The following is a 13,749-nucleotide window of genomic DNA, read 5'->3' as shown; positions in this document are numbered from 1 at the left end:
ATTAAAGCACAATTACGAGTTCATTTCATATATTTGCCCGCCTTATTTCAATCGTTATAATTGACAATAAGACAACCAAAAACTATGATTTAGATTAAAAAAAATAAAAAATGACACCAAAAGCTAAAATTTTCTACACCCTGACAGATGAGGCTCCTTTATTGGCAACCTACTCTTTTTTACCAATTGTACAAGCATTTACTGCTACTTCTAATATCGAAATAGAAACAAGAGACATCTCACTTGCGGGAAGAATCTTAGCTAACTTTTCAGAGTTTTTGAAAGAAGACCAAAAAACAGGAGATGCATTAACAGAACTTGGCAAATTGGCAACTACTCCTGAAGCCAACATCATAAAACTACCAAACGTTTCAGCTTCAGTTCCGCAATTGAAAGCCGCTATCGCAGAATTGCAATCACACGGTTATGCGGTACCAAATTTCCCCGAAGATCCGCAAAACGATGCCGAGGCAGCAATTAAAGCAAAGTATGCCAAAGTTTTGGGTTCTGCCGTAAATCCGGTTTTACGTGAAGGAAACTCTGACCGTAGAGCACCAAAATCGGTTAAGAATTTTGCAAAAGCAAATCCACACTCCATGGGAGCCTGGTCTGCTGATTCTAAAACAAAAGTTGCTTCGATGGAATCTGGCGATTTTTACGGAAGTGAACAATCAGTTACCGTAGCAGAAGCTAACGATGCAAAAATTGAATTTGTTGCCAAAGATGGTACAACTACAGTCTTGAAAGCAAGTACTCCTTTGAAAGCTGGTGAAATAATTGACAGCTCAGTGATGAACATTGCTGCATTGAAAAGCTTTGTTACCGAAGCAATCGCCGAAGCAAAAAAAGAAGGCGTTTTACTTTCTGTACACTTGAAAGCAACAATGATGAAGGTTTCGGATCCAATTATTTTTGGTGCCATCGTTGAAGTTTATTTCAAAGACCTATTTGCAAAATATGCTGATTTATTCAAAAAATTAAATATTGATACCCGTAATGGTTTAGGCGATGTGTATGCAAAAATCGCAGGACAGCCTGAACAAGCGGAAGTTGAAGCTGCTATTGCACAAGCTATCGAAAACGGACCTGCTTTGGCAATGGTTAATTCTGAAAAAGGAATTACCAATTTACACGTACCATCAGATGTGATTGTAGACGCTTCTATGCCTGCGATGATTCGTACTTCTGGTCAAATGTGGGACAAAAACGGAAAACAACAAGATACAATTGCTATTATTCCAGACCGTTGTTATGCCGGAATTTATACTGCAACAATTGATTTTTGTAAAAAACACGGCGCTTTTGACCCAAAAACTATGGGAAGTGTTCCAAACGTAGGTTTGATGGCTCAAAAAGCAGAAGAATATGGTTCACACGACAAAACATTCCAAATAAAAGAAGACGGAGTGGTTCGTGTTGTGGATCAAAACGGAGTTGTCTTAATGGAACAAACTGTTGAGGCCAGCGACATTTTCAGAATGTGTCAAGCCAAAGACGCTCCAATCCAAGACTGGGTAAAATTGGCCGTAAACAGAGCACGCTTATCAAATACTCCTGCTGTATTCTGGCTGGATGAAAACAGAGCTCACGACAGAGAATTGATCGTTAAGGTTCAAAAATATCTAAAAGATTACGACACAACAAACCTAGATATCCGTATTCTAAATCCGGTTGCTGCTACTGAATTTACTTTAGACAGAATCATCAAAGGTTTAGATACTATTTCGGTTACAGGAAACGTATTGCGTGATTATTTAACTGATTTATTCCCAATCTTAGAATTAGGAACTTCGGCCAAAATGTTATCTATAGTTCCATTAATGAATGGTGGTGGCTTGTTTGAAACCGGTGCAGGCGGATCGGCTCCAAAACACGTAGAGCAATTTACAACAGAAGGTTATTTACGTTGGGATTCATTGGGAGAATTTTTAGCTCTAGGCGCTTCTTTGGAACACTTAGGACAAACTTTAAACAATCAAAAAGCAATTATTTTATCTGAAACTTTGGATCAGGCAAATGATGCTTTCCTGAAAAATGATAAATCTCCAGCTAGAAAAGTAGGTCAAATTGACAACCGCGGTTCTCACTTTTACTTGGCTTTATACTGGGCCCAAGCTTTGGCAACTCAAACTAAAGATGCCGAATTACAAGCTATTTTTGCTCCAATTGCAAAAGAGCTTACTGAAAACGAAGCTAAAATTGATGCCGAATTAATCGGTTCTCAAGGAAAAGCACAGGAAATTGGCGGTTACTACCAACCAAATCCTGAGTTAACAAGCAAGGCAATGAGACCAAGCGCTACTTTCAATACTATTTTAGATAAAATTACAGCATTGAAAACTGCTTAATTTATTTCAATTATTATATCCAAAAGACAACTCCGAAAGGGGTTGTCTTTTTTTTTGATCTAATTGGAGCAGAACATTTGATAATTTTATCAACATTGCTCCCGCTATCCGTTACAATCTCCCTGGCCGAACCCCGGCCATGGAGGATTTCCACTTTTATCGGGGCTAAAAATCAACATTTTGCCTTTTATCAAAAGCTGTTGCAAAAAAAATTAGTAAAAATTTATTCATAACTAAGCGAACATTCATTTATATTTAATATTTTTGCTCCTTCAAAATCAAAAAAATGCGAACAAGAGACACAAACAAAGAAGAGTTGGTCAAACAAAAAGCCATTGAAATGCTGGTAAAACAAGGCATTGAAGGATTTGGAATGAACCGATTGGCAAAAGAATGTGGCGTATCAGTGGCAACTCTATATATTTACTACACTGACAAAGAAGATTTAATCAAAAAAATCGGTGTCGAAATTGGACAAAATTTCTTCAATGAAATGATTAAAGATTTCTCTCCAGATATGACTTTCAGGGAAGGCTTACATAAACAATGGGAAAACAGAGCTCGATTTGTTATTCATCACCCATTAAAAGTCGCCTGTTGGGAACTTTTGTGTCATTCCACTCATCGGGAATATATTATGGAAAAAAGCATGTCTGACTTTAAATTCATAATGGGAGATTTTGCAAAAAACGCCATTGAAAGAAAAGAATTAATTTCCACATCAAAAGAAGTTTTCTGGAGTATTGCATACGGCCCTTTATACACACTACTTCGTTTCCATAATGAAGGAAAAAGTTTGGGAGGAACACCTTTCAAACTGACTAAAAAGGCTACTGAAGATGCATTTGAATTAGTAATAAAAGCGTTAACACCGTAAAAAAACATGGAAGCCCAAATAGATCACATACTGGTATTTGCGACCAATATTAAAACCGGAACCGACAAACAAATGATAAGTGAAGTTTTAGACAAAAACCAACAAATACTTCAATGGTCACTTGACCAAGAAGATGTTGACTGCGTTTTACGAATCGTGAGCGAAACTTTATCCGAAGAAGAAATTATAAAACTTTTAGACAAACAAAACTTCGAATGCACAGCATTGGAATAAAAAATTAAGATGAAAGAACAAAAACCACAAACACCCCCATTTACAGCTTATCAAAAATTTGCTGTTTTCATACTTGCCATAACGCAATTTACCGTAATACTCGATTTTATGGTTATGTCTCCATTGGGAGATATTCTAATGAAATCACTCAGCCTCAAACCATCTCATTTTGGCTTGGTGGTTTCGGCTTATGCGTTTAGTGCTGGTATTTCTGGACTGCTTACAGCAGGTTTTGCCGACAAATTTGACCGCAAAAAACTGCTATTGTTTTTTTATGGAGGATTTATAGCTGGAACTATCATGTGCGGAATCGTAAATTCTTACTATTGGCTTGTGGCGGCTAGAATCATCACTGGATTGTTTGGTGGTGTTATTGGTTCAATTTCAATGGCTATTGTAGCCGATTTATTCAGTATTCAGCAACGCGGGCGCGTTATGGGATTTATCCAGATGGGATTTGGAGCTAGTCAAATTCTGGGAATCCCAATTGGTTTATATCTTGCCAATGCATGGGGTTGGCATGCTCCATTTTTGTGGGTAGCCGGAATGGCCGGAATAGTAGCTTTTTGTATTGCTGTGAAATTAAATCCTATCACACAACATTTATCTGTTCAGCTTGACAAATCACCATTTGAACATTTAAAACATACTATCGCCAAAAAAGATTACCGAATTGGTTTCACCGCCACTGCATTACTCTCCGTAGGAGGATTCATGATGATGCCTTTCGGAAGCGCTTTTGCCATAAACAATCTGCACATTACACAAGAACAATTGCCTATGTTGTTCATGATAGCCGGTATATCTACACTTTTGGTCATGCCTTTGATAGGAAAACTGAGTGATAGGATAGACAAATACAAAATATTTGTATACGCCTCGATATGGACAATGATAATGATAGGCATTTATACTAATCTTGGCGTTACTGTTTTTGGGTTGGTTGCTGTTGCCAACGTATTGATGATGATTGGCGTAATGGGGCGCATGGTTCCATCTACAGCTCTTGTGACTTCTATTCCCGAAATGCAGGACAGAGGTGCCTTTATGAGCATAAACTCATCCTTACAACAAATTGCAGGAGGTATTGCTGCCGCGTTTGCAGGTACAATTGTAGTGCAAAAAGACAAATGGAGCCCGCTGGAACATTATGATACCTTAGGAATTATAATTATCTGTATTTCAATCCTTACTGTTGTACTGATGTATCGTGTCAATAAAATGGTGAAAAGAAAAAACAGTGAGAAAAAGGATCACAGTCTAACTATTCATGAAGTATAGTCAAAAAATACGTTAATTAAAAAAAGAAAAAAAACAAAACACAAACAACAGATTATCAATACAATAAATACAAAAAGCAGTAATTTCTTAAGTCCAAAAGTCGTTTATCGGATATAATTGTTAATTGTCCGATTAATCCAAATATTCCCATTAATTACCAAAGATATTAACTACTTTTAACCTCCCTAAATAATTGAATTTAAGTTTGTTATGTAAAATTTTTTTACTGGTAAAAAAGAATTTAATTATTGCTCCCCACAATAAAACATCCTTTTGACGATTGTGCTCTACATGGATTTATCTATGAAGATGGTATTGTTTATTGCTCATTTTTCAACCCATTAACTTTTTACTTTTTTTGACTCTAATTAGACACATTTTAGAATTAATTCCTCAAGCTGTTCAAAACAGTTTACCGGCTTAAAAAGAATTTAGTAATTGCTCCCCACAATAGAACATCCTTTTGATGATTGTATTTCCCATAAATTTATTTATGAAGGTTATGCAACAGTAGCTATTTATTGCCCAAACCGAAAAACTACTGTTTATCCGATTTGTATTCATTTTATTAATCCAAAATTGATTCTCTTTTTTTAAACCCTTTCGGTTAATAAAAGATTCTTTCTCCTCAAAAAAACATCTTTTGATGATGGAGTTCTTCATGAATCTATTTATGAAGGTGACTCGTTTTATCTACAGTTTTTTTTCCCAAGTCTACATGTTTCCTGCTTTTAATAATTATGGTTCTAAAACTTTATTATTATGGAAGAGAATACTACACTTCAAAAGTTTTTCGAAGTTATAATGAGCAAAATAATCGGTTGCTTTTTATCGAAAAACAGAATTTTTAGATTACAAAAATTAAATTTAGAGAATCTATTTTCTTTTGATTTTCAAACAGAATTAAGCAAAAAGAAAAATAGGGATCTAGAGTTAGCTTCAATTTTAACTTTACCCAATAAAATTTCATCCCGTTTTTGTTTATTTATGATTGCATTTTTATTGATGGCAATGTTGCCATTTTCGGCATTTGGCCAAATAAATTGCCCCGATGACCCTGTGCCTGCGACCCAACCGGATTTAAGACTTAAAACGACAGGATGTACTGCGAACGATGTCCAAATACTTAGCGCAAGACTTGATGGTCCGGGTTGTGTAACATGTACTCCCGGCCAAGTGTTAGAACTTGATTTGTTAATAACGGTATATCATAACACGAATAGTGACAGACCTGCCTTATCCGTATTTGGTGATTTGACTACAACTTTATCCGATGGAACTTCATCCACCTGCAGTCTTGTTAGATGTAGTGGACCTCTTGCTCCTAAAAATAAAATTTTAGATGGAGTTCCTGTGGCAAGCGGAGGAAATGGAATACAGACCATTAATTTTGGCAAAGTTAAGTTTAGTTGTGGAAGCTCTTTAGTGGTAAATAATATTTTGGTAGCATGGACTGTACCTAATGAAGTAGCCGTGGGAGGCCCAATGTTAACAGCTATTTCGAGCAAATGTGATTTCCCAGGAGGAACCCTGATTATTGCCCCTCCTTTACGGGCTTCGGCTACGGCAGTTTGTGATGGGCAAGTAATTGATGTGAATCTCACTGTAGAGGGAGGCATTGCGCCCTTTACATACTTGTGGTCAAACGGTGAAACTACCGAAGACTTGAATAATGTAGATCCTGGTTCTTATAGTGTAACCGTTACGGATGCAGAAGGGTGTACTGCTACGGCAAGCGCAGAACAGTTAGTTTGTTGTACCCCACCCGAAATAAATCTTCAGGCTTCCAATCAAATAAAATGTGTTGACGAGGAGGCAATATTTTCAGTATCATATTCTGGAGGTTCACCGACCCCAACAGAAGAATGGCAAGAAAAAACAAGTACTACTGATTGGACCGCAATAACAAATAGCCTCCTGTATTCAATTTCTTCAAATACTGATAATGGTACCACGACATCAACTTTGACAATTTCCCCAGTTCCAATAGCTCTGAATGGAAATCAATATAGATTGGTATTAACTAGTGGTAGTTGTGCTCCTGTAGAAAGTGAAGGAGCTAATCTTAATGTAGGTACTAATCCAGCGGCACTTTCTTTAACAGGAAGTTCAATATGCACTTCTGTTACAGGAACCGGTACAATCACATCATCTACATCAGTAATTGGTGTAAAATATCAGTTGTACAACAGTTCAGATGGTACAGTTCAGGGTGTCAAAGATGGAACAGGCTCCGGATTAACATGGAATAATGTAGCCGCGGGAACTGGATATTATGCAATAGCAACAGGTGCAGCTCCTACCAATTGTACATCCGCTCACAGCAATGCTGTTAGTGTAGTAGAGGTAGCTAATCCAGCGGCACTTTCTTTAACAGGAAGTTCAATATGTACTTCTGTTACAGGAACCGGTACAATCACATCATCTACATCAGTAATTGGTGTAAAATATCAGTTGTACAACAGTTCAGATGGTACAGTTCAGGGTGTCAAAGATGGAACAGGCTCCGGATTAACATGGGCTAATGTAGCCGCGGGAACTGGATATTATGCAATAGCAACAGGTGCAGCTCCTACCAATTGTACATCCGCTCACAGCAATGCTGTTAGTGTAGTAGAGGTAGCTAATCCAGCGGCACTTTCTTTAACAGGAAGTTCAATATGTACTTCTGTTACAGGAACCGGTACAATCACATCATCTACATCAGTAATTGGTGTAAAATATCAATTGTACAACAGTTCAGATGGTACAGTTCAGGGTGTCAAAGATGGAACAGGCTCCGGATTAACATGGAATAATGTAGCCGCGGGAACCGGATATTATGCAATAGCAACAGGTGCAGCTCCTACCAATTGTACATCCGCTCACAGCAATGCTGTTAGTGTAGTAGAGGTAGCTAATCCAGCGGCACTTTCTTTAACAGGAAGTTCAATATGTACTTCTGTTACAGGAACCGGTACAATCACATCATCTACATCAGTAATTGGTGTAAAATATCAATTGTACAACAGTTCAGATGGTACAGTTCAGGGTGTCAAAGATGGAACAGGCTCCGGATTAACATGGAATAATGTAGCAGCAGGAACCGGATATTATGCAATAGCAACAGGTGCAGCTCCTACCAATTGTACATCCGCTCACAGCAATGCTGTTAGTGTAGTAGAGGTAGCTAATCCAGCGGCACTTTCTTTAACAGGAAGTTCAATATGTACTTCTGTTACAGGAACCGGTACAATCACATCATCTACATCAGTAATTGGTGTAAAATATCAGTTGTACAACAGTTCAGATGGTACAGTTCAGGGTGTCAAAGATGGAACAGGCTCCGGATTAACATGGAATAATGTAGCCGCGGGAACCGGATATTATGCAATAGCAACAGGTGCAGCTCCTACCAATTGTACATCCGCTCACAGCAATGCTGTTAGTGTAGTAGAGGTAGCTAATCCAGCGGCACTTTCTTTAACAGGAAGTTCAATATGCACTTCTGTTACAGGAACCGGTACAATCACATCATCTACATCAGTAATTGGTGTAAAATATCAATTGTATGACAGTTCAGATGGTACAGTTCAGGGTGTCAAAGATGGAACAGGCTCCGGATTAACATGGGCTAATGTAGCCGCGGGAACTGGATATTATGCAATAGCAACAGGTGCAGCTCCTACCAATTGTACATCCGCTCACAGCAATGCTGTTAGTGTAGTAGAGGTAGCTAATCCAGCGGCACTTTCTTTAACAGGAAGTTCAATATGCACTTCTGTTACAGGAACCGGTACAATCACATCATCTACATCAGTAATTGGTGTAAAATATCAGTTGTACAACAGTTCAGATGGTACAGTTCAGGGTGTCAAAGATGGAACAGGCTCCGGATTAACATGGGCTAATGTAGCCGCGGGAACTGGATATTATGCAATAGCAACAGGTGCAGCTCCTACCAATTGTACATCCGCTCACAGCAATGCTGTTAGTGTAGTAGAGGTAGCTAATCCAGCGGCACTTTCTTTAACAGGAAGTTCAATATGTACTTCTGTTACAGGAACCGGTACAATCACATCATCTACATCAGTAATTGGTGTAAAATATCAGTTGTACAACAGTTCAGATGGTACAGTTCAGGGTGTCAAAGATGGAACAGGCTCCGGATTAACATGGGCTAATGTAGCCGCGGGAACTGGATATTATGCAATAGCAACAGGTGCAGCTCCTACCAATTGTACATCCGCTCACAGCAATGCTGTTAGTGTAGTAGAGGTAGCTAATCCAGCGGCACTTTCTTTAACAGGAAGTTCAATATGTACTTCTGTTACAGGAACCGGTACAATCACATCATCTACATCAGTAATTGGTGTAAAATATCAATTGTACAACAGTTCAGATGGTACAGTTCAGGGTGTCAAAGATGGAACAGGCTCCGGATTAACATGGAATAATGTAGCAGCAGGAACCGGATATTATGCAATAGCAACAGGTGCAGCTCCTACCAATTGTACATCCGCTCACAGCAATGCTGTTAGTGTAGTAGAGGTAGCTAATCCAGCGGCACTTTCTTTAACAGGAAGTTCAATATGCACTTCTGTTACAGGAACCGGTACAATCACATCATCTACATCAGTAATTGGTGTAAAATATCAGTTGTACAACAGTTCAGATGGTACAGTTCAGGGTGTCAAAGATGGAACAGGCTCCGGATTAACATGGGCTAATGTAGCCGCGGGAACTGGATATTATGCAATAGCAACAGGTGCAGCTCCTACCAATTGTACATCCGCTCACAGCAATGCTGTTAGTGTAGTAGAGGTAGCTAATCCAGCGGCACTTTCTTTAACAGGAAGTTCAATATGTACTTCTGTTACAGGAACCGGTACAATCACATCATCTACATCAGTAATTGGTGTAAAATATCAGTTGTACAACAGTTCAGATGGTACAGTTCAGGGTGTCAAAGATGGAACAGGCTCCGGATTAACATGGGCTAATGTAGCCGCGGGAACTGGATATTATGCAATAGCAACAGGTGCAGCTCCTACCAATTGTACATCCGCTCACAGCAATGCTGTTAGTGTAGTAGAGGTAGCTAATCCAGCGGCACTTTCTTTAACAGGAAGTTCAATATGTACTTCTGTTACAGGAACCGGTACAATCACATCATCTACATCAGTAATTGGTGTAAAATATCAGTTGTACAACAGTTCAGATGGTACAGTTCAGGGTGTCAAAGATGGAACAGGCTCCGGATTAACATGGGCTAATGTAGCCGCGGGAACTGGATATTATGCAATAGCAACAGGTGCAGCTCCTACCAATTGTACATCCGCTCACAGCAATGCTGTTAGTGTAGTAGAGGTAGCTAATCCAGCGGCACTTTCTTTAACAGGAAGTTCAATATGTACTTCTGTTACAGGAACCGGTACAATCACATCATCTACATCAGTAATTGGTGTAAAATATCAATTGTACAACAGTTCAGATGGTACAGTTCAGGGTGTCAAAGATGGAACAGGCTCCGGATTAACATGGAATAATGTAGCAGCAGGAACCGGATATTATGCAATAGCAACAGGTGCAGCTCCTACCAATTGTACATCCGCTCACAGCAATGCTGTTAGTGTAGTAGAGGTAGCTAATCCAGCGGCACTTTCTTTAACAGGAAGTTCAATATGCACTTCTGTTACAGGAACCGGTACAATCACATCATCTACATCAGTAATTGGTGTAAAATATCAGTTGTACAACAGTTCAGATGGTACAGTTCAGGGTGTCAAAGATGGAACAGGCTCCGGATTAACATGGGCTAATGTAGCCGCGGGAACTGGATATTATGCAATAGCAACAGGTGCAGCTCCTACCAATTGTACATCCGCTCACAGCAATGCTGTTAGTGTAGTAGAGGTAGCTAATCCAGCGGCACTTTCTTTAACAGGAAGTTCAATATGTACTTCTGTTACAGGAACCGGTACAATCACATCATCTACATCAGTAATTGGTGTAAAATATCAGTTGTATGACAGTTCAGATGGTACAGTTCAGGGTGTCAAAGATGGAACAGGCTCCGGATTAACATGGGCTAATGTAGCCGCGGGAACTGGATATTATGCAATAGCAACAGGTGCAGCTCCTACCAATTGTACATCCGCTCACAGCAATGCTGTTAGTGTAGTAGAGGTAGCTAATCCAGCGGCACTTTCTTTAACAGGAAGTTCAATATGCACTTCTGTTACAGGAACCGGTACAATCACATCATCTACATCAGTAATTGGTGTAAAATATCAGTTGTACAACAGTTCAGATGGTACAGTTCAGGGTGTCAAAGATGGAACAGGCTCCGGATTAACATGGGCTAATGTAGCCGCGGGAACTGGATATTATGCAATAGCAACAGGTGCAGCTCCTACCAATTGTACATCCGCTCACAGCAATGCTGTTAGTGTAGTAGAGGTAGCTAATCCAGCGGCACTTTCTTTAACAGGAAGTTCAATATGTACTTCTGTTACAGGAACCGGTACAATCACATCATCTACATCAGTAATTGGTGTAAAATATCAGTTGTATGACAGTTCAGATGGTACAGTTCAGGGTGTCAAAGATGGAACAGGCTCCGGATTAACATGGGCTAATGTAGCCGCGGGAACCGGATATTATGCAATAGCAACAGGTGCAGCTCCTACCAATTGTACATCCGCTCACAGCAATGCTGTTAGTGTAGTAGAGGTAGCTAATCCAGCGGCACTTTCTTTAACAGGAAGTTCAATATGTACTTCTGTTACAGGAACCGGTACAATCACATCATCTACATCAGTAATTGGTGTAAAATATCAGTTGTACAACAGTTCAGATGGTACAGTTCAGGGTGTCAAAGATGGAACAGGCTCCGGATTAACATGGAATAATGTAGCAGCAGGAACCGGATATTATGCAATAGCAACAGGTGCAGCTCCTACCAATTGTACATCCGCTCACAGCAATGCTGTTAGTGTAGTAGAGGTAGCTAATCCAGCGGCACTTTCTTTAACAGGAAGTTCAATATGCACTTCTGTTACAGGAACCGGTACAATCACATCATCTACATCAGTAATTGGTGTAAAATATCAATTGTACAACAGTTCAGATGGTACAGTTCAGGGTGTCAAAGATGGAACAGGCTCCGGATTAACATGGAATAATGTAGCCGCGGGAACTGGATATTATGTGGTTGCTACGAACACTACTCCAATTACCTGTACTTCACAAAGTAATGCGGTTAATGTTATCGAAACACCAAATCCTGCAGCCTTGGTGCTAACCGGGCATGACTTCTGTTCGTCTACCCCAAATAGCGGAAGTATTACTTCTTCTACTTCGGGAAATAATACGATAAGCTACCAGTTGTATAATTCTTTAAACACAATTGTGCAGGAAGCTAAACCTGGTATAAGTGCTGCTTTAACCTGGAGTGGGCTTAGTGCAGGCACAGGTTATTATGTAATTGCTACAGGTGCTACTCCAACCAGTTGTACTGCTACAAGCAATACAGCGAATGTCGTGCAGAACCCAAATCCTATTCTGCATATCACTACTCCAGAAGATTTATGCGCACCAGGTGTATTAGATTTTACAGTAGTCGCAACAGCAAATGCAATAACAGCTGGTAGCGAATTGCCTGAAGGTACTATTTTGAGTTATCATAAGAATAATAATGGATCAATAGGTAATCAAATGACAAAAGAGGAATTAAAGGCTGTTAGCGCAGGAACTTATTGGGTTAAAGCGACAACACCTGAGGGGTGTACAGATACTGAGTCAATAACAATTACAGTGAAAAATTGCGGTGGCCTGATTTATCCAACTGCAACCACTTGCACCAGTTTCTTAAATAATCAGCCTCCGTTGGATAAAATTTGCTATACTGTTACTAAAAAGGGTGCTAAAACAACAATTTCAAATGCAACACCGGGGGTATTCTTTTATTATGCTAAAATTGTTGCACCATCAACTGGACCTCTAACTATTGAAGTGCTTCAATTTAATAACTCTCGCCCTCATGTTAAGGACTTCGCAATCCAGCTAGACCAAGTATTTGTTTTTGACAACAATTGCACAAAAATTGCTACGGGTAAAGAAGTCACCCCTCCAAAAGGGTCCGGACAGGCGAAAGTCACAATACCTAATGCAATAGCAGGACGTACCTATGTTATTTCGGTAAAATATGACACGAAGACTATTATTGGTCAAACTACACCATCAGTAGATTATCATGAATACTTCATATCTAGAATCACATCAGGTGTCAATACATACATAGATAACACCACCGCTGGTGATATACTTGTTAGTAATTGCTCCGCCCCAACTCCTTTAACAACTGTTGCCAAAACAGTAGAAACAGGCACAGTGGAAACAATTACTCCAACAGATACAACGACAACCAGTAAAATCAAAGCAGACGATTTTACCGCATATCCTGTTCCTTTCAAAGATCAATTGACCATCAGATACAATTTTGATTATCCTACTGATGTAAAAATTGAGGTATTCAATGCAAAAGGGAACCTAGTAATTACGAAATACGACACCAATGGCTATTTGAACAAAGAAATATCTTTAAACCTTACAAGCACAGGTCAAGAAGAAGTTTATATTGTTAAAGTAACTACCAATAAAGGAAGCAGTGTACAAAAAGTGATTTCTTCAAGATAACTTTAATTAATTTTTAACCAAAAGCATCCGCCGAAAGCGGGTGCTTTTTTGTTTTATAGTTTTAAGTATTGATTCCAAAAACAAAACCATCTCTCCTCTTTAGCCCTGATCGAAGCGGCATCCCCGATTTAGGAAGACAAGGCTTTTTTGCCTTGTTTTCCTAAATCGGGGATATAGCGGAGAGCAGGAATCCATAATAGCAGAAAAAGCCTAATCTTTCGCTCCTTAACTTTTTTTTCTTACTTTTATATTATCTACAAATCAAAAGTAATAAGCTTATCAAAGATATATTAGCATATTATTTCTGATTACCCTTTTTTTAAGGGCATT

General features: G+C 39.1%; 5 protein-coding genes. All 5 read left to right on the top strand.

What is annotated here, in order from left to right:
- Positions 1 to 110 precede the first annotated feature (110 nt).
- The 5 genes from EM308_RS09270 to EM308_RS09250 all read left to right on the top strand — a co-directional run bounded on the left by EM308_RS09270 (position 111) and on the right by EM308_RS09250 (position 13,419).
- Positions 111 to 2,348: an NADP-dependent isocitrate dehydrogenase gene (locus EM308_RS09270; protein WP_035633790.1), complete on the top strand. Its 2,238-nt coding sequence runs from the start codon at positions 111 to 113 to the stop codon at positions 2,346 to 2,348.
- 286 nt (positions 2,349 to 2,634) lie between these two features.
- A complete protein-coding gene (locus EM308_RS09265; protein ID WP_035633791.1) occupies positions 2,635 to 3,225 on the top strand; it encodes a TetR/AcrR family transcriptional regulator in 591 nt (196 codons plus the stop codon).
- A gap of 6 nt (positions 3,226 to 3,231) precedes the next feature.
- Entirely contained in the window at positions 3,232 to 3,459 is a 228-nt protein-coding gene (locus EM308_RS09260) for a hypothetical protein (protein WP_035633792.1), read from the top strand.
- A 9-nt stretch (positions 3,460 to 3,468) separates the two neighbouring features.
- Positions 3,469 to 4,740: an MFS transporter gene (locus tag EM308_RS09255; protein ID WP_035633793.1), complete on the top strand. Its 1,272-nt coding sequence runs from the start codon at positions 3,469 to 3,471 to the stop codon at positions 4,738 to 4,740.
- A 987-nt stretch (positions 4,741 to 5,727) separates the two neighbouring features.
- Entirely contained in the window at positions 5,728 to 13,419 is a 7,692-nt protein-coding gene (locus tag EM308_RS09250) for a T9SS type A sorting domain-containing protein (RefSeq protein ID WP_157503399.1), read from the top strand.
- The last annotated feature ends 330 nt before the right edge of the window (positions 13,420 to 13,749 follow it).

The sequence above is a fragment of the Flavobacterium gilvum genome (assembly GCF_001761465.1).
In the GTDB taxonomy this organism is placed as follows: domain Bacteria; phylum Bacteroidota; class Bacteroidia; order Flavobacteriales; family Flavobacteriaceae; genus Flavobacterium; species Flavobacterium gilvum.
This window is presented reverse-complemented; position numbering and strand designations above follow the sequence as displayed.

Coding starts and splice junctions, on each gene's coding strand:
- EM308_RS09270 (WP_035633790.1), top strand. CDS start 111: ATGACACCAAAAGCTAAAATTTTCTACACCCTGACAGATGAGGCTCCT.
- EM308_RS09265 (WP_035633791.1), top strand. CDS start 2,635: ATGCGAACAAGAGACACAAACAAAGAAGAGTTGGTCAAACAAAAAGCC.
- EM308_RS09260 (WP_035633792.1), top strand. CDS start 3,232: ATGGAAGCCCAAATAGATCACATACTGGTATTTGCGACCAATATTAAA.
- EM308_RS09255 (WP_035633793.1), top strand. CDS start 3,469: ATGAAAGAACAAAAACCACAAACACCCCCATTTACAGCTTATCAAAAA.
- EM308_RS09250 (WP_157503399.1), top strand. CDS start 5,728: ATGATTGCATTTTTATTGATGGCAATGTTGCCATTTTCGGCATTTGGC.